The sequence below is a fragment of the Actinacidiphila sp. bgisy160 genome, assembly GCF_057707815.1.
In genome coordinates, this window is the sequence record NZ_JBYIQW010000017.1 from 55,723 (window position 1) to 75,832 (window position 20,110).

General features: G+C 71.2%; 16 protein-coding genes and 1 pseudogene. 16 read left to right on the top strand and 1 reads right to left on the bottom strand.

Going from position 1 to position 20,110, the window contains the following annotated elements; all coding sequences use genetic code 11:
- Positions 1-40: 40 nt before the first annotated feature.
- On the top strand, positions 41-4,327 hold the full coding sequence (locus AC3EUJ_RS16365; protein WP_431961955.1) for an nSTAND1 domain-containing NTPase: 4,287 nt from the start codon (positions 41-43) through the stop codon (positions 4,325-4,327).
- 110 nt (positions 4,328-4,437) lie between these two features.
- On the opposite strand, the gene AC3EUJ_RS16370 is transcribed toward AC3EUJ_RS16365, so the two are convergent.
- Entirely contained in the window at positions 4,438-4,788 is a 351-nt protein-coding gene (locus tag AC3EUJ_RS16370; protein ID WP_431961956.1) for a GNAT family N-acetyltransferase, read from the bottom strand.
- Positions 4,789-4,976: 188 nt separating this feature from the next.
- On the opposite strand from AC3EUJ_RS16370, the gene AC3EUJ_RS16375 reads away from it, so the two are divergent.
- The 15 genes and pseudogenes from AC3EUJ_RS16375 to AC3EUJ_RS16445 all read left to right on the top strand — a co-directional run bounded on the left by AC3EUJ_RS16375 (position 4,977) and on the right by AC3EUJ_RS16445 (position 20,066).
- Entirely contained in the window at positions 4,977-5,345 is a 369-nt protein-coding gene (locus AC3EUJ_RS16375) for a GNAT family N-acetyltransferase (protein ID WP_431961957.1), read from the top strand.
- A gap of 390 nt (positions 5,346-5,735) precedes the next feature.
- The gene (locus AC3EUJ_RS16380; RefSeq protein ID WP_431961958.1) at positions 5,736-6,041 is read left to right on the top strand and encodes a DUF427 domain-containing protein; all 306 of its coding nucleotides are present in this window, start codon (positions 5,736-5,738) and stop codon (positions 6,039-6,041) included.
- A 364-nt stretch (positions 6,042-6,405) separates the two neighbouring features.
- Positions 6,406-6,879, top strand: coding sequence for a GNAT family N-acetyltransferase (locus AC3EUJ_RS16385; RefSeq protein WP_431961959.1), 474 nt, complete (start codon positions 6,406-6,408; stop codon positions 6,877-6,879).
- Between the two features lie 684 nt (positions 6,880-7,563).
- Positions 7,564-8,160 carry an MFS transporter gene (locus AC3EUJ_RS16390; RefSeq protein ID WP_431961960.1) on the top strand — a complete coding sequence of 199 codons (597 nt, stop codon included), beginning with the start codon at positions 7,564-7,566 and terminating at the stop codon, positions 8,158-8,160.
- 143 nt (positions 8,161-8,303) lie between these two features.
- Positions 8,304-10,268, top strand: coding sequence for a SpoIIE family protein phosphatase (locus AC3EUJ_RS16395; RefSeq protein WP_431961961.1), 1,965 nt, complete (start codon positions 8,304-8,306; stop codon positions 10,266-10,268).
- A 534-nt stretch (positions 10,269-10,802) separates the two neighbouring features.
- Entirely contained in the window at positions 10,803-11,576 is a 774-nt protein-coding gene (locus AC3EUJ_RS16400; protein WP_431961962.1) for an SDR family NAD(P)-dependent oxidoreductase, read from the top strand.
- Between the two features lie 284 nt (positions 11,577-11,860).
- The gene (locus AC3EUJ_RS16405; protein WP_431961963.1) at positions 11,861-12,322 is read left to right on the top strand and encodes a DUF5709 domain-containing protein; all 462 of its coding nucleotides are present in this window, start codon (positions 11,861-11,863) and stop codon (positions 12,320-12,322) included.
- 508 nt (positions 12,323-12,830) lie between these two features.
- On the top strand, positions 12,831-13,415 hold the full coding sequence (locus tag AC3EUJ_RS16410) for a sigma-70 family RNA polymerase sigma factor (protein ID WP_431961964.1): 585 nt from the start codon (positions 12,831-12,833) through the stop codon (positions 13,413-13,415).
- A gap of 454 nt (positions 13,416-13,869) precedes the next feature.
- Positions 13,870-14,787, top strand: coding sequence for an NADP-dependent oxidoreductase (locus AC3EUJ_RS16415; RefSeq protein WP_431962014.1), 918 nt, complete (start codon positions 13,870-13,872; stop codon positions 14,785-14,787).
- Between the two features lie 126 nt (positions 14,788-14,913).
- A complete protein-coding gene (locus AC3EUJ_RS16420; protein WP_431961965.1) occupies positions 14,914-15,333 on the top strand; it encodes a Rossmann-fold NAD(P)-binding domain-containing protein in 420 nt (139 codons plus the stop codon).
- Between the two features lie 252 nt (positions 15,334-15,585).
- Positions 15,586-16,185, top strand: coding sequence for a molybdopterin-dependent oxidoreductase (locus AC3EUJ_RS16425; protein ID WP_431961966.1), 600 nt, complete (start codon positions 15,586-15,588; stop codon positions 16,183-16,185).
- 961 nt (positions 16,186-17,146) lie between these two features.
- Positions 17,147-17,376: pseudogene (locus AC3EUJ_RS16430) on the top strand (phosphorothioated DNA-binding restriction endonuclease); the annotation flags it as partial.
- Positions 17,377-17,647: 271 nt separating this feature from the next.
- Positions 17,648-17,926 (top strand): type II toxin-antitoxin system Phd/YefM family antitoxin, encoded by a 279-nt coding sequence (locus AC3EUJ_RS16435; RefSeq protein WP_431961967.1) that lies wholly within the window; start codon positions 17,648-17,650, stop codon positions 17,924-17,926.
- Positions 17,919-18,323 (top strand): type II toxin-antitoxin system VapC family toxin, encoded by a 405-nt coding sequence (locus tag AC3EUJ_RS16440; protein ID WP_431961968.1) that lies wholly within the window; start codon positions 17,919-17,921, stop codon positions 18,321-18,323. The genes AC3EUJ_RS16435 and AC3EUJ_RS16440 overlap by 8 nt, the downstream gene beginning before the upstream one ends.
- A gap of 213 nt (positions 18,324-18,536) precedes the next feature.
- Complete coding sequence (locus AC3EUJ_RS16445; protein ID WP_431961969.1) at positions 18,537-20,066, top strand: TIGR02677 family protein; 1,530 nt, start codon at positions 18,537-18,539, stop codon at positions 20,064-20,066.
- The last annotated feature ends 44 nt before the right edge of the window (positions 20,067-20,110 follow it).

A 20,110-nucleotide genomic window follows, 5' to 3' on the forward strand; every position in this document is an offset into this window, starting at 1 on the left:
GAGTTGACCCAAAGGGGGTCACGGGGGACCGGAGGTTGCGGTGACGGCCGAGGTGACGGCGACGGGCGCCGCGTCCCGCAGCCCCGAGGAGGCACTCGCGGCCGCCGTGGTCCGCGTCAAAGGCCCCGACGGGGAACCCGTGGGCGGCGGTTTCCTCGTCGCACCCGATCTCGTGCTGACCTGCGCGCACGTGGTCAGCGACGCTCTGCGCCGGCCCCGCGAGGACGACGTGACGCCCGGCACCGGACTCCACGTCGACCTGCCCTTCGCATCGGGCGTCGGCACCGCCGAGCTCGAGCACTGGGTGCCCGTACGCCCCGACCAGACCGGCGACATCGCGGTCCTGCGGCTGCGCGCGCCGATACCCGGCGCCCACCCGGTGCACATGGCCGACACCGAACGCGTCTGGGGACACGACGTACGCGTGCCCGGCTTCCCCTGGCGCTCCCCGGGCGGCGTCTGGCACTACGGGCGGCTGCGCGGCGCCACCGCCGAAGGCTGGCTCCAGCTCTCGCAGGCCGATCCGCACGGCGTGCCCGTCGAGGAAGGGTTCAGCGGCAGCCCGGTCTGGGACGAGCAACTGCGCGCCGTCGCGGGAATGGTCGTCGTGATCCAGCCCGGCGGGGTCCAGCAGAGCTTCCTGATACCCACCCGCACCCTCGTCGGCGAGCTGCCCGACCTGGCGCCCGTGGTGCGCCCCGCCTCCCCCTACCGCGGCCTGTCGACCTTCCAGGAGGCCGACTCGGACGTCCACTTCGGCCGCCGGAGCGACATCGCCAAGGTCACCGCGCTCCTCACCGGGCCCGACCCGTGTGTCACCCTCGTCGGCCCCTCCGGCTGCGGAAAGTCCTCCCTGGCACGCGCGGGCGTGGTCCCGCGGATGCGGGAACGGGGCCACGCCGTCGTCGTGGTCCGCGCCGGTGAGGACACCTCCCTGCGAGCGGCGATCGCCTCCGAACTCGTGACCGTCGTCCATCCCGCCCTGATCGGCGCCGCGAGGGCACGGGAGGTCCGGGCGGTGGAGGACCTCCTCGCGGACCGCGGACTCATCGACGTCCTGCGCACCACCAGCGCGAAAGCGGAGCAACGGCTGCTCGTCGTGCTCGACCAGGGCGAGGAACTCCTCGCGGAACCGGACGAAGCGGTCGCGGAGGCCGTCCGGCTGCTGTTCCCCGAGCGCCGGTCCGACGGCCTGCGGGTGCTGATCACGCTCAGGTCCGACTTCATGGACGCCGCCCTCAGCCATTCCCGCCTCGGCCCGGCACTCGGCCGCGGCAGCGTGTATCCGCTCGCCCCCATGTCCCGCGACCAGCTGGCGCAGGTGATCCTCGGCCCCCTCGAGCTGACACCGTCCGTCACCTACGACGACGGGCTCGTGGAGCGCATGCTGGACGACGCGGGGGACGGCCCCGGCGCGCTGCCGCTGCTGGGGTTCGTCATGGCACAGCTGTGGGACGGACAGGCCGGCGGCCGGCTCAGGTTCGACACCTACCGCGAAGTGGGAGGCGTGCGAGGCGCCCTGGGGAAGTACGCCGAGACCGCCTGGCGCAGCTGCGTCCGCGAGGCGGACGAGGCCGAGGCCATGCGGCTGCTCACCGATCTCGTCCGCTTCCTGCCGGGCGGCGACGTCCCGATGCGCAACGCCCTGCGACAGGAGGAGGCGGGCGAGGAACGCTGGAGGATCGCGACCGCGCTCGCCCAGCGACGGCTGCTCGTCCTGCGCGGCGGCAGCGGGGAACCGGTCAGCGCCGAACTCGCCCATGAAGCACTGATCGGCGCCTGGAAGCGGCTCGAGGAGCGCGTACGGCAGGACCGCAGGTTCCTTGCCTGGCGTGCGGACTTGCGGCACGACGTGGATCGCGGGCAACTGCTGGAGGGCGAGCCGCTGGCGGTGGCGGAGCAATGGCTGGCGCAACGGGGTCCCGCACTGACCGACACCGAGCGGCAATTCATCGACTGCTCCGTCGGCAGACGCGCGGCCCAGGAGGAGCTGGCGAGGCGCCGGGTACGGCAGAAGCGGTGGTTCATCGGAGGGCTCGCCGTCCTGACGGTGCTCGCCCTGGTCGCCTCCGGGCTCTTTCTGTGGCGCAACGCGGAGCTCGGCGGCCAGCTGCGGCGGGCCGCGTCGCAGCAACTGGCGACGCAGGCCGAGCAGCTCGACGACGTCTCGGTGGTGACGTCGGCCCTGTTCTCGGGGGCGGCGTACCGCACGGCCCAGGAGCCGGCGGCGCGCACCGCCTTGATCAGGCAGTACCTGCGGCTCCGGCACGTGGAGCGCGTGGTGTGGGACGACCACGCCCCGGTCCGTGATGTCGCCATGAGCAAGGACGGCCGGCGCCTCAATGTGGGCATGACCAACGGCGACGCCGTCGGCCTCACGCTCGGCACGGACAAGGTGGACCGGAAGGGCCTGCCGACGGGCTCGAGGATCGTCGCGCTCTCGCCCGACGGACGGATCTCCGCCCGGGCCTCCGTCAGCGGGAAGGTGTCCCTGGGGATCGGGCCGGACGCGGACGGCCGCTGGCGCACGGTCGTCCTGCGGGACGGCGACGCCGTACGGGCCAACGCCCGGGCCGCCACCGACCTCCGCTTCGACGGCACCGGACGCAGGGTGCTCGCCGCGCAGCCCGGCGAAGGGGTCCTGGTCTGGGAGTCGGAGACCGGCAGGCGCGTGGGCAGGGAGCTGCGCCCGCCGAAGGGCTGGCAGACGGCCCAGGCGTGGTTCGGCCCGGAGGGGACGGTGATCGGCCGGATCACCCAGGAAGGCGCGGCCGAAGGAGCCCAGGGCCGCCTGGTGCGCTGGAACCTCGCCGACGGCCTGCGGGATCCGTCGCCGTGGGGAACGGACCTGACCGGTCCCGTCACGGTCAGCGGCGACGGCCGGACGCTCGTGCGGTGCACCCAGGACGGGATCCTGCAGTCCTGGGACCTGACCGGCACGCCGAAGGTGCGTCGGCAGTACAGCACCCGGCAACTGGGCCTGGTCTGCCCGCTGTACGTGCCGCGCCTGGACCGCTCGGGCCGTTTCCTCCTCAACCCGGTGCAGCGCTTCGGTACCGCGCTCGGCAGGTTCCGGTTCCTGGTGCTCGACCTGGCCGAGGGGCGCCCCGCCACCCTCGACCTGCCCGCGCCCGCCCAGCAGGACGAGTCGTTCACCGGTGACTCCCAGCCGCCCGCCGTGGCGCTCACCGGACCACCGGGCAAGCTCCGTGCCGCGGTCGGTGTCGGGGCGACGGTGATGGTGGCGGATGTCCCGGCACCGTCCGGGTTCGACAGCGCCATGCTCACCGCCCGGATCAGGACCGTGGACGCCGACCACGACCGCGTCGTCAGCGTCGACGCCGACGGCAACGCGCTGCGCCTGTGGGACCTGCGGACGCACCGCCAGCTGGCCGCGGTGCGGCCGTCCCGTCCGCTGGCCGCCCTGTACGCCACGTTCAGCCCCGACGGCACACGGGTCCTCACACCGGCCGCCGACAGCCACACCGTCCTGGTCTGGGAGGTGCGCGGGAACACCCTGCGGGAACGGGACCCGATCGATCTGCCACGACCGCCCGGCATCGACCCCACGCGCCCCGACCCGCGCTCCGGCCGTACACCGGCGTGGATCACCACGACCTTCGACGACCGGGACCATGTGGTGATCTCCGCGCTGTCGTACGTGGTGCGCTGGGACCTGGCGCGCGGCCGGGCGGTGGGCACGCCCTACCGGCCCAGGACCCAGGAGCCGGTCGAGGTGTCCATCGCGGCCGCCGGCACCTGGGCGGTGGCCCGCCCGGGGCACGCGCAGGCGGCCGTCCGCACACACTCGGGGAAGTACGACATCGTGATCTGGGATTTCGAGGACGGCCGGGAGGCGGCGTCCATCAACGCCCAGAAGGTCGGCGTCGTCAAGCAGCTGGCCTTCGACCCGACGGGGCGATACCTCGCGGTGCTGACCTACGACGGCGCAGTACGGGTGTGGGACACGGACAAGCAGGGCGAGGACAAGTGGCTGGAGCCGCTGACGTACCGCGGCGTCCAATGGCTCGGCGCCTTCGCCTCGGGGTCCACCCTGAGCACCCAGAGCACGCTGAACGAGTACACCACCTGGGATGTCCGCAGCGGCACCGAGCGCTACGGCTTCACACCGGGGTACGGCGCGACCGCCGATCTGACCGAGAACGGCGCCTCCATGGGCATGGTCGACGGCTCGGACGGGTACGTCCTCGAACTCGACCCGGAGCGCTGGCTGGAGAAGCTCTGCGCCGTGGCGGGGCGCGGCCTGTCGTCGGCGGAGAAGGCTCTGGCCCCGCCGGGCAGCAGAACCGATGACGTCTGCGGCTGAGCCGGAACGAGCGTGGCGGACAGGGGGGCGAGGCGGCGACGAGCCCATCCACGGGGCGACACGTCACGATGTGCTCGGGCTCGATGGCGACGTGCGGATCGTCCGTGGTGTCAGTGCCCGCTGGTGGTGTCTCGCGCGGTGCGAGTGGCGATGAAGGCCGAGCGGCTGATGTCGACGGAGTCGTTCCACTCAGGGTGGTCCTGGACGTAGTCGGCGACAAAACCGCAGTAGATGCCCACCTTCGACGGACTTTCCGTCAGGTCTTCCAGGGCGTGGCGCGCCAGGGCCGACGCGATGCCCCGATGCCGTTGGTCCGGGTCCACGTACGAGTGGGTGAGGGTGACACGTCCGCCCGCGGTCTCGTAGGCCAGGCTGCCGACGACCTGGCCGTCGAGCAGTGCCTCGTAGAGGCGGGTGGCCTCGTCCTTGTGCACCTCGACGGCAGCCGGTGATGGCTCCATGTCTCTTCCCGCCGTTCTCTTCGGCTGGTGGGCCCCGAGTGGTCCTCACCGCACATGAAGGGACTATATAGTCCAATGTGCTTCAAGATTACTGGAATATCTGCAGATGACGAAGCGTCGCACTGGACTGTAGGGTCCGAGGCTGTTCTCGGAGGGTCGGCGGGACGAGATGTGGGAGGGGTAAGGCGATGAGCAGCGAAGAGCGGGTGCCGGCAAACGAGCGGCTGATCGACAACGTCGATCAGGGCCGCTTCGAGCTCTGCCGTGACGACGACCTGGCCGGCTGGCTCTACTACACGCACCTGAAGCCCAACCGGTACGCCCTGCGGCACACTGAGGTCGCGTCAGGTCGTCAGCATCAGGGTGTGGGGAGCGCGCTGGTGCGGCGGGTGTTCGACGAGATCCGCGCTCGCGAGGGCACGATCACCGTGATCTGCCCCTTTGTGGTCGACTACCTCGCGCGAACCACGGCCTACGCCGATCTGGTCGACGCCCGCCACCCGGGCTGCACCGATCGTGCTGCGGCCGAGTCGGCGCGGGCGGCGGCCGGTGGCTGAGACCGCCGGCCGCGGTCAGGGGTTTTCTCCGAGGAGTCCGGTCGCGGCCTCACGGCGTGCTGCCGCGAGCTCCGGGTGGCGCAATGCGACGACCCCGGCCGCTGAGCAGAGTGATGCGGCGCGGCCGGCCGGCGCCGATGAGCCCACGTCCCCGATCGCCCGTAGTGTCGAGACACGGGTAAGAAGCCGAGCCCACCCGACGCCGACCTCTGGCCGGATCCGCGAGCGGCTGTGACCGCACCGGCTGGACGCCCGACCGAAGCCGGCGGTCCGAACCGTTGATCGCGAGGTGGAGAGCCACCGCACAGGCAATGCGTTCCTCCGGGCTCACGCGGCCGGGCATCAGGGCGGATACGGCCTCGGCAAAGGGATCGATGAAAGGAAAGACCGATGAAGGCAGTGGTTGGGGAGACCGTCGTGGCCGAGGCCGCGAGCGAGGCGGTCATCAGTATCGAGGGAAGTGTCTACTTCCCGCCGGACTCGGTTGCGGCAGGCGCGCTCAGCGACAGCGGCACCCCCTACACCTGCCCCTGGAAGGGGAAGGCGCAGTATCACGACGTAGTGGTCGGCGAGACGGTGCTCAGGGACGGGGCCTGGTCCTACCCGGCGATCAAGGAGTCGGCGGCGGCCCGTGTCGGTCGGGACTTCAGCGGCTATGTCGCCTTCGACGCACGTCAGGTCAGGGTCGAGAACTGACAGGGCACACCGATCACTGCCGGCAGCGAAGAATGAAGGCCGAACGTGCAACCGGCCCGTGGCCCGGACCTATGCCCGTCATCGGCCAGGACCACCTGTCGGGACCGGCTCGCGCGGTGACCGCGACGGGGCCGCGCGACGTTTGCGGTGGGGGCCTTTTCCGCACGGTCGGCCTGTCGGTCCGGGCCGGACACCGCCGTGATGTTCCTCCGGTCGGCCACCCACAGCACGCGGTCGGTTCCCCGCCGAGGAGAGCCCTCCGGAAAGCGCCCACCTCATCGAGCCCAAGCGCCGGGAGCAGCCGAGGGCCACACCTGATGGGTCCGGTTCCCGCCCATGAGCTCCGTCGACAGGAAGTGTGACCATGATGTTCGATCCCGGTGCCGAGGCGTCCGCCCGTGCGGAGAACAACGCTGCGCTCATCGCTGCTTTGGGTGAGGAAAGTCCTGGCGAGGTGGAGTCGAAGTGGGAGCTCGATGTGCTCGACGACGCGGAGCACGGTCGCTGGATCGCCGCCCTCGGTGACGAGGGGATCGGCGAGCTCTCGTACCGGTTCGTGGGCGGCCGCGTCGTGCTGCTGACGACCTGGGTCGACCCCGCCTACCGCAAGAACCGGGTGGCCACGGAGCTCATCTCGCGCGTGCTGGACGAAATCCGCGAGAGCGGGAAGAAAATCACCATCATCTGCCCGGTGGTGGGTGAGTTCATCGACCGCAATCCCGAGTACGCCGACCTCATCGACAGCGTTCATCCCGGCGCCGGCGCCTACCCCAGGCGCCCACCCGCGGAAGGCGGGCACGGCGGTGAACTCACCGGGATCGAGCGCGACCTGGCGTAGCCCTCCGGCGTTCAGACGCGCATGCCTGTGAACGACGCCCTGAAAGACGCCGGCGAAGCCGACCTGGTGTTCGACGTCATCGGCGGGGACATCGGGAAGCGGCCCGCGGGCGTGATCGGGGGAACGCCGGTGACCATCGCCGGGCGGCCCGAGGCCCGGCCCGCGGACGGCCTGGTGATCGACTTCGTCGCCGTGCCCGATCGCGCCCCACGGGGGAGATCGCCCGGCGGGTCCGGGACGGACGGCTGCGGACACTCATCAGCGACGTCTCGACCCCCGACGACGCCGTCGCCGCCTTCGACCCGCCCGAGCGGATCACCCGAAAGATGATCACCGGCATTCGTCCGTGAGGGCTCGAGGACAGCGGCTGGTCCTGCCCTCATCGACCGGTCCTGCCCTCCGCGCGGATCAACGTCGGATACGTGCCCCGTCGGGCACCTCGCACCGGAACTCGGGTGCGCCGACCTCGCTCAGCCCGGCGTCGGTCCATCGGGCCGAGACACAGCCCGGGTCCCCCGGAAACCAGAAACAAGAGAAAGGCACGGCTCGTGCAAGACGCGGCACCAGTGATCAATCTGGCGCGCCGGGGCAGGAAGCTCCGGCTGGCATTCTCATCCGCGGTGATCTCCCTGGTGGCCGCGTTTGCCGCGTCGGCCGCACCGATCCCCCTGTTCAACGGCCGCGGTGTTCCTGGCCACCTGGGCGACCGGCGCTTTCTACCAGGCCTTCGTGCCCGCGCTGGTCGAAGACCAACTCCACACCCACAGCCCGCTCATCCTCGGACTGGTGTTCGCCGCCTACATGGCCCTCAGCGTTCTCGGCGCTCCCATCGGCGGCCGATTCACATCCGCGGCGGCCCAACGCATCGGCATGATCATCTTCCTGGCCGGATGGACCGGCATCATGACAGCGATCACCATCGGCACACTGCCGTTGTTCATCGCCGCGACCATCGTCGCCGGCGTCGGTCAAGGCATCGCCATCAGTGCCGCCACCCGCGGCCTGCTGCACGACAGCACCCTGGCCGACCAGGCACCGATCTTCAGCGCGATCTACCTCATCTGCTACAGCGGCGCCGCCTTCCCCAGCCTCGTATCCGGCCAGCTCTCGAACGCCCTCCCGCTGCCGCGGATCGCACTCGGATACGGCGGACTCGCCGTCGCGGCCACCCTCTTCACCGTCCTCGCCGCACGCAACCCCACACCGGCACGACCCGAAACACCCGACACGGCCGGTCATCGCGGCGAACCTCACCGTCATCAAGACCTCGCCCGGCCCTGAGCAGGTCACCGCCCGCGCCTGCCGACGGCAACGTCGGTCACCGCGCGCATCGGCGCGACGGACCGGCTGGGCCGGCGTAGGCCCGATACTGTGGTTGAGGGACGAGGTCATATCGCTCGACGATGATGGTCAGGGACCGGGACATGGACGTCTCGGACGAACTCTTCCAGGGGGCCACACCGTCGGCTCTCCTGACTCTGGACGGCGTCATCCGCTCCCTCAACGCGGCGATGGCCATGGCACTGGGCAGGCCGAAGGAACAGTGCGTGGGCCGTGGCTTCGGTGATCTCCTCTCCGAGGATCAGCGCGTCCCGGCCGGGAGCCTGCTGGCACACGGGGCCACGGCGAACAGGCTCGCGATGCGTGTGCTGGAATTTCCGGGCACGAGCACCGCATCGGTGGTCTGCCTCGTCGAGGCGCGGCCGGTGACGGATCCCTCGAGCGGCGAGCGGCTTGTGTGGGTGCATTCGCTGGACGCCAGGCACGACCTCGGTGGGCTGCTGATCCCGTTCCAGCTTGCGGCGAAGGCTGCCGGCCTCGGCCTGTTCATGTGTTCCACCGGTGAGCGCCAGATGGAGTGGCTGGGTGGCGCACCCGCCCTGGCCGCGCTCTTCCCGCAGGAGTCCGTGTCCCTGTCCACGGTGATCAGGCGAGTGCACCCCGATGACCGCAAGGACGTGCGGCGGCTTGTGCGCTCGTCCGCCGCACAGTCCCCGTGGATCAGGTCGCGGTTCCTCGCCGAGCGCCTTGGCTGGCGTGTTCTCGCAGGCCAGGCCCGTCGGATCCAGTTGGGATACGGCGGCCCCGAACGGGTCTTCGGGGTGGTCCGCGACGACACCCACTCCGAGGCGCACCGCCAGGAGATGCTGGCCCAGGTGAGCGTGGAGCGGGAACGCGCCGACGGGATCACCGCGTTCTCCTCCGCCCTGTTCACCGCCGCCACCGAGCAGGAACTGCAGCAGGTCGTCCTGGCCCGGCTCGCCTCCGTCGTCGGAGGTTCCGGCGCGCTCCTCGCCCTCGTCGACGACGGGCGCCTGCGGGTCTCCTCGGATGCCGGGATCCCCACGTGGGAGGCGGACGCTCTGCACGGCCTGTCGCTGGACGAGGACCGGCCCTTGCCGTGCGTGATCCGAACCGGTCAGGCCCAGTTCTTCCGCAACCACGAGGAACTGACGCGCCGTTGGCCGCATGTCGACCGTCTGCCCCTGGCGGGCCCCGACTCCGGCACCAGCCTGTCGATCACCCCCCTCAGCCCGGCGGATGACCGGCCGCTCGGAGCCTGGGTGGTGACGTACGACAGTGAGCACCCCCCGTCCGCGGAGAAGCTCGCCTTCATGACGGCTCTGGCGGATCTGGCAGGCCAGGCGCTGAGGCGCATCAGGTTGCAGCAAGCCCACGTCGAGTTGTCGACGACGCTCCAGCAGAGCATGCTCCCGACGCTGCCGGAGCACCTCCCAGGCCTGGAGATCACCGCCCGCTACCAGCCCAGCCGGGACGGGCTGGACATCGGCGGCGACTGGTACGACGCGTTCTTCCTGCCCGACGGCGCGGTCGCGCTGGAGATCGGCGACGTTCAAGGGCACGACGTGGATGCCGCGGTCTTCATGGGCCAGGTGCGCTCGTCCATGCGCGCGATCGCCGCCCACGAACCCGGGCCGGGGACGGTGCTGACGCGCACCAACGAGTTGCTCGTCGCGATGGACGCGCCGCGCTTCGCGAGCTGCACCATGCTGCACGTCGATCCGCAGGACGGACAGGTCACCGGCGCCAGCGCGGGCCACGTGCCGCTGCTCCACGCACGCGACGACGGCAGCCACACCGTCCGCACACTTCCCGGCGGGCCGGTCCTGGGAATCGTGCCCGGCACCGAGTACCCCGAGGAGACCTTCGGTCTGGAAGAGGGCACCGCGCTGGTCATGGTCACCGACGGTGTCGTCGAAGGGCCGGGCCTGACCCTGGAGGGGGGACTGGAGCGCGTGGGAGCGCTGGCCGGCCGAGCCCTCAAGGAGCGGCTCGGCGCCGAGGCGACCGCAGACCGCATACTCGACGCGGTGGCCGCGGTGGACCACCTCGACGACGTGGCCGTGCTGGTCGTCCGGCGCACATGAGACGCGAGGCGCGTCCCCGGGGCGGCAAACAGCCCCCTGTCCCTCAAGGGCAGCACGCCGGGTGCGTCGCGCCCTCGAGATCTACGCGGCGTGCACACCCCCGGCAGGTGCCCGTCCCTCCCCGCGGGAGCGCGATGTCAAGCCGGGGATCCTCCGCAGCCGAGGCACCGAGGATGGTGTCGAGGCCGGCTTCGCCGACGGCACGCGGCCGTGCCGCAGCCGCGCCCCGCGACCGCGGGCCGTCGGGGCCCGGCCCGGCTGTCGACAGAGGCCGGCGCGGTCTCGGGAGGCCGCAGCCGGGCAGCGGACCGTACAGCGGCTTTACCGCGGCTCCTGTGCGCGGGCCATCTCCGCGCGACAGCACGCGGAGGACCAGAGGCGGCGGGCAGAACGGATCGACGCAGCTCCCGTTCGCCTGACCGCCGGGCCGCTGCGATAGGCGCCGTAGGGGCCTTGTAGAGCTGCTGTAGATCCCGCCGTGGCAGGGTTGATTGCAGGCAAGAAGTGTTCGCTGCTCAGTGGAGAGTGATTCGCATGGCCACGGACTTCGAAAGCAAGAAGCTCGTTGTGATCGGTGGCGCCAGCGGCATGGGCCTCAAGGTCGCCGAGGACGTGATCGCGGCGGGCGGCAGCGCGGTGATCGTCGGCCGCCCGGGCCGGAAACTCGACGACGCCGTCGCAAGCCTGTCGCGCTCCGGCAACGCATGGCCGATCGAGGCCGACCTGGCAGACCGGGACCAGGTCGTCGAGGCGCAGAAGCAACTGGCAGAGGACCACCCCGACGCCACCCTCCTCGTCAACTCGGCGGGGTTCTTCCTGCCCAAGCCCTTCCTCGACTACGAGGTCGCGGACTACGACTCCTACCACGACCTCAACAGGGCGACCTTCTTCCTGACGCAGACCGTCGTCCGGGGCATGGTCGCCGGCGGTCAGGGCGGCGCCATCGTGAACGTGGGCAGCATGTGGGCGCACCAGGCCCTCGCCGTGACACCGTCATCGGCCTATTCGATGGCCAAGGCCGGCCTGCACGCCCTTACGCACAACCTGGCCATCGAGCTCGCCGGCGAGGGCATCCGTGTGAACGCCGTGGCTCCCGCTGTCACCAGGACACCCCTGTTCGAGAAGGTCTTTCCCGCGGACCAGTTGGACGACGCGATGGATCAGCTGAGCGGACTGCACCCGCTGGGCCGGGTCGGCACCCCGCAGGACGTGGCCTCCGCGATCGTCTTCCTCCTTTCGCCGGCCTCGAGCTGGACCACAGGCGCCATCCTCAACGTCGACGGCGGAGTCATGGCAGGCCGCAGCTAGACGTATCCCTCATGCCCCGCCCGGGGCGGCCACCTGACACCCACCCCGGGCGGGGCAGCCAAAAGACCTCGCTCAAGGCTGCCGACGAGACCGCCGCTCGAATGGCGGCGACTCTCGCCGCGACCGATCCCAGGCAGCTCCGAGCCCCGACCTCGCCGCCCGGGTGACCATGCCGGATAGACGCCGCGTCGATACCGGGCCGCTTGAATGGTCTTCTCCCGCCGCGCCGTCACCGAGGCGCCGGCACTGAGCCGTCACGGGGCTCCGACGGCATGGAGGCCGTAATGACTTCACCGGACAATTTCCCGTCCTACGAGGACCTGGCCGACTCCAACCCCTTGCGCTCGCAGGAGGAGTACGACGAGGACGAACTGGGAGAGGACGTCCTGGACCGGGGCTACTCACCCGCCGACAGGCCCCTCGCCGTCAACGACTGGGGCGTCACCGCGCGGGAGGGCGCCTCCCACGAGGACCTCGCGCATCGGCTCAGGCGCGAGGTGCCGGAAGTCAGCGCATCGGACGAGGGCGACGGGCTGGGCGACACGATCGGCACGGACGGAGAGCTCATCGACGACCAGGTCGGCGACGAACGCGCGGGACGCCTCCTCGCCTGGGACACGGACGTTCTCGCCGAGGGATACGACGGCGACGACTACTGGGCGCGGGACGTGGGCATCGACAACGGCGCCGCCTCCGCCGAAGAGGCCGCCGTCCACGTGGTGCCCGACACCCGAGAGGACTCCTGAGCGACCGCCGCGCGTCTCCTACCGCGAGATCGCGGAAACGACGGGGACAACGTGGGCGCCATGATGTCGTGCATGCCCGGGGAGCGGCGGCAGGCCCGGTCGGCTGCCGCCGCCGTACCCGCCCGAGTTGCGCACAGCGTGTCCGCTCGCACCGGCGTGCAGGGCCCCCGCGGCCGCCCCGCTCACCAGCCGCTCTCGACAGCACGGGAAAGCACGCCTCACGCTGCGCGCGGGGCGCTCGCGAAAACACGCCGGAACCCCGTCCCTGAAATCCCGGGGATGCGGACACGGCGAGAGAGAAAACAGCGACTTCGCGTAGACGGCCGGTAGATGGCCACGTGATTGGCTTGTCCGCACAAGAGGACCTGGGGACAGAACCATGCACTGTGCAGACATTGAGAAGACCTGCCGCCCCGCTCCGGACGCGCAGGCCGGAACCGGCGGCAGCGCCCCGGCAGCAGGGCCCGCCGCGAGCCGAGGGCGACTCGACCCCGAGTCCGCCGCCTGGGTGGACGCGCTGGAGGGCGGGCGCGGGCCGCGGTACGAGCAGGCCTGCACGCGGCTTCATGAACTGCTGGTGCGGATCGCCATGGACGAGGTGTTCCGCCGGGGTCCTCGTTACCGAATTGCCGGGCCCGAGCTGAACGATCTCGCCCATCAGGCGGCAGCCGACGCACTGATGAGAATTACGAACAAAATTGAGCAGTTCCGAGGTGATGCCAGGTTCACCACATGGGCATTCCGATTTGTCGTGCTCGAAGTGTCCAACGCGCTGAGCCGCCACTTCCGGCGTGTCTCGAACACCCGGTTCGACTTTGACGAATGGGCGCAAGTGCCCGACCGCTCCGGTACCGATCCGGTCAGCCACTGGCAGGCGCGAGAGCTGGTCGAAGCCGCGCGGGACGCGGTCGAGACGGCACTGACCGCCCGCCAGCGGAAGGTCTTCACCGCCGTCGTCAACGGGGTCCCCCTGGAAAAGCTCGCCAGTGAGCTGGAGACGAACCGCAACGCGCTCTACAAGACGATGTTCGACGCCCGTAGGAAACTGCGGGCTCGGCTGATGGCCGGCGGACATCTCAGCGCTGCGGGCTGACGCGGCGGCGACGACGCCGGCCCGGCAGCGCTGACCGGGGAGCTCGGATCGGGCGTCGCACACATCCCGGGGACCTGGCAGTCGTCCACCCGGGGCGGAAGAGGAAGAGGCCGCCGCCGGGAACACGCCTTCCTCCGAAGGGCGCCGCGGTCGTCTTACCCAGCCCCGAGATGAAGGCGGATCGAGATGAATCCCGATAGGCTCATGAACGAGCGGCATCAGGTATTTCGGACCCGGCAAGACCATGCCGGAGGAAACCCTTCAGCAGTTGCTGCGGTTCCTGCGCTCCACGCCCGTCATCGTTGAAACGGTGCTGTCGGCCGCCGGCTACCCCGGCCCGGAAAGGGTGTACACCACCCCGGTCTCGCGCTGCGAAGTGGACCAGTGTTCACCTACTTTTAAAACCCACCCGGTAACCGAAACCCACCCCACACATTCGAGGAAGAGCAATTCAATGAAAGCCATTGTGGTCACCGACCAGTCCGCGGGCACGGCAGGAATGACGCTGACGGAGCGGCCTGAGCCGCGCGCAGCGATCAACGACGTCATCGTCCGGATCCATGCGTCGGGCTTCGTCCCCACAGAGATGGAGTGGCCGTCCACCTGGGCCGATCGCGCGGGCCGTGACAAGACACCGTCGATCCCCGGCCACGAGCTGGCCGGAGTGGTCACCGCCCTCGGCTACGGCACGACGGGGCTCTCTGTCGGGCAGCGGGTGTTCGGCCTCGCCGACTGGCACCGCGACGGCACCCTCGCGGAGTACGTGGCGATCGAGGCCCGCAACCTCGCACCGCTGCCGGGCGACGTCGACTTCACGGTAGGCGCGTCGCTGCCGATCTCGGGTCTGACCGCGTGGCAGGGCCTGTTCACGCACGGCCGCCTCCAGGCCGGTCAGACCGTCCTCGCCCATGGCGCAGCCGGGGCGGTCGGGACGATGGTGACCCAGCTCGCACGTGAAGCCGGCGCTTACGTCATCGGCACCGGACGCGCCGCCGACCGCGACAAGGCGCTCGACTTCGGCGCGCACGAGTTCGTCGACCTCGAGAACGACACGCTCAAGGACGTCGGCGGCGTCGACCTGGTCTTCGATGTCATCGGTGGCGACGTCCAAAAGCAGTCCGCCGCCCTGATCAGGGCCGGAGGAACACTGGTGTCCGTCGTCGGCCCGGTCGAAGCACGGCCCGCCGACGGCCTGGCCATTGACTTCGTCGTCGAAGCCGATCGCGCCGAACTCGGTGAGATCGTGCAGCGGGTGCGGGACGGACGGCTGCGGACCAACATCGGTGACGTCGCGAGCCTCGATGATGCCGTCGGTGCCCTCAACCCGACCACGCGACGCCTCGGGAAGACCGTCATCCGCGTCCTGCCGTAGGCAGGGGACGTCCACCGGCCGGCCGGTCATGGCCCTGATCCACGCCACGACCGGCGGCCGGCGGCCGGCGCAAGGACCCGAACCGACACCCGCCAGGCACCCGAGCCGGCAGAGGAGTTGATCACCTTGGACGGACAGGAACTGCAGAAGATCGCGCGCGACCACACCGCGGAACTGCCCGGCACCGACCAGGAGCATCGTTGCGTGTCGGCGTACGTCGGCGGCGGCACCCAGCGATGGCCGGCGGTCAACCGGCTTGACGCCGTCCCGCTGTTCCGCACCGCACTCGAGGACGCCGCGCCGGGCACGGTCCTGCACGCGGTGGCCGACGAGGGCGACACCATGAGGTCGCTGGCCGAGGCGATCGGCGGCGTTCTCGGGGTGCCGGTCGAGTCGGCGCCGCCTGAGCGGTTCGGCCTCATCGGCCGCCTGTTCGCCCTCGACATGCCGTCGTCGAGTGCGCTGACCCGGGAACGGTTCGGCTGGGACACGCACCCGAGCCTGATCGATGACCTCGTTGTCGGCGGCTACCCCGCCCTGGGCTGACATCCTCGGCATGCCGCCGGGACCGGACAGGGTGAGTGACTACCGACCTTCCGCGTACACGCGTGGGCGGTCGGCGTGATGCGGTGGAGGTGCCCCGGAGCCAAGGGGAGCCGCCCCGTGCCGCCGGCGCGTCGCGTTCCGGCTCGACGGTCGCCGGTACCGGGCCGGAGGTAAGAAACCGCCTCGTCCGGGCGCTCACCTTCGAAGGGCCCCACAGGGGGCCGCCCCGGACCCATGAGGACGGAGACGAGCATGGCGTTCATCTCGCGCGGCTTCCACGGCAGAAGGCCGTCGGCCGGCACGAAGCTGCCCCCCGGGCAGTACGAGGAGACCCGCTTCCCGGTGTTGTCCGCCGGGCCCACCCCGCGCATCCGTCGGGAGGACTGGAAGCTGTCCGTGACCACGGAAGCCGGGAAGCAGCACGTGTGGGACTGGGCAGGGCTGATGGCACTCCCGGCGGAGTCCCCGACCGTCGACCTGCACTGTGTGACGAAGTGGTCGAAGTTCGGCACCGAATGGCGCGGCGTGTCCCTGGACGTTCTTCTCGCGGACGTGGAGACGGCCGCAGAGCACGTTCTCGTCACCTCGTACGGGGGCTACACCACCAACATCCCCCTCGCCGACCTGGTCGACGGCAAGGCGTGGATCGCCTACGGCTACGGGGGCGGGGACCTGGACCCCGAACACGGCGGCCCCGCTCGGCTGCTGGTCCCGCACCTGTACCTGTGGAAGTCCGCGAAGTGGGTGCGCGAGATCCAGCTGCGGCGAAGCGACGTGCCCGGCTTCTGGGAGAGCGCCGGCTACCACAACTACGGAGACCCATGGCGAGAGCAGCGGTACCGGGGAGACTAGGCGACCGACTCCGGTGACGGGCCGCGAAGGCAACGAGCCACCCCTGCCCGGCCGGCATGTGGACGTGACGCCGGCCGTGGAAGACGGCCGGGCCGCTGCCTCGGCCCCTCCGGACGCCCGGGTCTGGACCTGACGGTCCAGCGCGCGCCCGGCGGGGGAGTACCGCCGTCGCGTGTGTCGCGGAACGCACTCGCGGTCGTGGAGCAGTCCCGGCACAGCCCTGGGTGCTCGGCTCTGTGGGCGCGGTCGCAGACGTCGCAGTTCTGCAGGGGGAGGACGTGCGGGCGTTGGGCACGAGGGGCGGGCAGCGGTGCCGCCTCGACCGGTTTGAGGTGGTGCAGGCGGTAGGCGATCAGCCCGGCCGGCTTGCGCAGGATCGGCCCGGGGAGGTCGGCGCTGAGCGCCGCCGCGATCCTGCCGGGGGCGATCCCGCGTCGCAGCCAGTCGTCCACGGCCGGTGCCAGCCGGGTGACGTCCCGTTCGGAGAGCAGCAGTCGCGGGTCCCTGAGCCGCAGGGCGGCGAGCACGGCGACCGCCTCGGCAGCCGGCGGTGCCGTCGCCGGTGCGGGCCTGGGGACGGGTCGGGAGGCAGGCTGCGGCATGGGCTCGGGTGAGGGCTGGTCTTCTCTTCCTGGGTGGTCAGGCCTCGGCCGGGATCGCTAGTCCCTGCCGGGGCCGTTCGTCTGTATGGGGTTGTTTGCCGCGACCATACCCCCACCTTCCGGCCCCGCGCCGCCAAGTCACCCCTACGGGTGACCGCTTGCCGGTGAGGCCGGGTGGGGCGGGGTTTCCGGTTCTTTCCTCACAGTCCTTGGTAGGTGCCACCCGGACCACCGGAACCTGGCCGTCCGCGCCCCGCCCCGGATCACCGGCCCCCGGACAACAGGGCGCCGGTCGTGCCGCGAGCGGCCGACCTCCAGGTGGGCTTCGTACACTTCGGGCGCCTTGTGAGAGTCCACCCGTGGAATGGACGCAACATGTGCGGGAGTTGCGGCAGTGGTCGCAGAACGGGGAACGGGCGCCGCACAAGCCGCTGCGCTACACCGACGTCGAGCTCGAACTGGCCCAATTACCGGGCGAGTACGGTCCACCTCGCCGCACGAGTCCCGCGTACCCCTTTCACCACCTCGTCAACGACGGTGTCGGGGAGTTGCGGACTCACCTCGGACGGGCAGTCCGGGGACCGGGGTGAGCCCGTCCGCACGCGGGCAGGTCGCCGTCCTGGCCGGTCGTCCGGTTCTCGGCGCGCAGCCTCGCAGCGCGCGGGTCCCCGCCGAGCAGATGGGGTGGCACACCTCGCAGGTCTTCCGGGGTGGGCCGCGCGTGGCCGTGGTGACCTGTGGGCGGTCGCGGCAGCCGCCCGCCGGGCGGACGCCGGTACCCGCCGGTTCCCACGGCCCTGCGCGCGTCGTGACTCCTTCGAGATGTAGCACAGCGAGACACGGCTCGCTACACTGGACGTGTGAAGACCATCACGCAACGTGAGTTCCGCAACAACTCCGCCGCCGTCATGGACGCCGTGGCGAGCGGGGAGACGTTCCACATCACCCGGAACGGCGTCGAGGTCGCAGAGCTCCGTCCCATACGGCGACGGCGTCGTCCGAGCGCCGAGGAGTTGGTTGCGCGGCATCACCGGCTGCCCCGCGTGGACCATGGCGAGATGAGGCGCGAGGCCGAGGAGTTCTTCGGCGGAGCGGACCGCGTGGGCGGCGACGATCCCTGGGAGCGCGAGCGTGGCTGAGCGGCACCCCGCGGGTGTGCTCGACACATGTGCGTACATCGATCTCGCAGTGCTCGATCCGCTGGCCTTGCCGGTGCACCCGGAGCTGACCGCGGTCACGATGGCGGAGTTGCAGCAAGGCGTCGCCATGGCCAAGGATCCCGTAGCCAGGGCTCAGCGCATGGAGATGCTGGGAGCGGCCGTCGCCGACTTCGAGCCGTTGCCCTTCGACGCCGACGCCGCGGCGCGCTACGGGACCCTGGTCGCCCTGGTCCTGGGGGCGGAGCGCGACCCGCGCCCCCGGCGGCTGGACCTCATGATCGCGGCCATCGCCTCGGTTCACGGGCTCCCTCTGTACACGCGCAACGGCGATGACTTCCGGGGGCTGGAGAGCGCTCTCGTGGTGGTCTCGCTCTGACCCGCTCGCCCTGCAGCCACCGGCCGGCGGCGAGACCCGTACTCCGGCCCCGAAACCGGCCCGCGCAGCACACGTGCGGTCCGGCACGGGTCACCGGGTGATCGCTTTCGGTCACGGTCCGGCGTGATCGATGCCCCGGCCCCAGCACCCGTCCCGGTGCGGCAGACTGATGTCCGTCCGCCCGCGCGAACAGACAGGAAGACCGCCCCGCCCGTGAATGACGAGCTCGACGCCCCCGAGACCGCGTCCGAGGGCGCGTTCGGTATCGACGCCTTCACCCTCGACGACCGGCTGCGGCTGTTCCACTTCGCCGCCGCCGAGAAGCGCGGCGAGTACCTGTGGCTGCTGCGCGCCCTGGACCGGGGACGGGCCAACTACCAGGTGCTGCTCCATGCCTCGGAGGCGGCCGGGCTGCTGGAGCGGCTCGCCGCCGAGCACCCCGCCGCGGCGGCCGTCGGCGACGTGCAGCCGCTGCTCGACGCGCTCGCCGAGTGGCGGATCCTGGACCGCTCGCACGACGGGACGCGCGCGGCGAACCTCGCCGAGTACCGCAACCGTCACTACGTCTACCAGTTCACCCAGGCCGGGTACCGGGCCTACCGGGCCGTGGAGGAGGTGCTCGGGGCGCGGCTGGAGGACGCCCAGCTGTCCAGGCTGGTCTTCCCGGACGTCCTGGCCGATCTGCACGCGCTGGCCGAGGCCAACACCGCCGGGGACGCCGAGGAGGTCTACCGCAAGCTCGGCCGCCTGGACTCCGTGCTGAACGAGATGGCGCAGCGCGCCGCGCGCTTCTACCTCATGCTGGGCGACCTGGCGCGCACCAACGACACCCGGCCCGAGGTGTTCCTCGCGCACAAGGACACCCTGCTGGCGCACATGCGGGAGTTCACCGCCGAACTGGGGCGCTACGCCCCGCTGCTGGCCGAGGCCGTCGAGAAGGCCGCGGCCACCGGGGTGGAGCGCATGGTCGAGTACGCGGCCGAGGCCGACGAGCGGCTCTTCCGCAGCCCCGCGGAGCGGCTCGCGGACTGGCGGCACCGGTGGGAGGGCATCGTCCACTGGTTCGCCGAGCGCGAGCACAGCGAGGCCGAGCGGCTCCAGGACGCCACCGTCACCGCCATCCGCTCCGTCCTGGCCCTGCTGCGGCGGGTCACCGAGGCCCGCCGGGGCGGGGTGAGCCGGGAGAGCCAACTGCGCCACCTGGCGCAGTGGTTCACCTCCTGCGGGAGCGACGAGGACGCGCACGCGCTGTTCCAGGCGGTCTTCGGGCTCGGCGCCCCCCGCCACGCCGGAGTGCCGTACGCCGATCCCGAGCAGATCCCCGGCCGCACCTCCTGGTGGGACGCCGAGCCGGTCGAACTCGCCCGCACCCTGGTGCAGTCCGGGCGCACCCCCGCCCTGCACGGCCCGGGCCGCATCGAACGCAACGACGCGGAGCGGGCCCGGCTGCGCGCCGGGCAGCTGAAGGAACAGGCCGAACGCAGGGACGCCGCCGCGTCCCTGGCGTCGGGCGGGGCGTACGGCAGGACACTCGGGGAGGCCGAGACGCGGGCGCTGCTCGGCCTGCTGGACGTGGCGCTGGCCGCCAGGGTGCCCGCCAGCCGCACCGTCCCGGGGGCCGCCGGGTCCGGATCGGCCCACGGGGTACGTCTCACCCTCGTCCCCGCCGAGGGCTCCACCACCGTCGACACCGTACGCGGGCGGCTCCACCTGGACGGGCTGCGCCTGGAGGTCACCGCGTGAGCCGGCGAAGCGAGGCGAGGACGGACGGGACGGACGGATGCGCG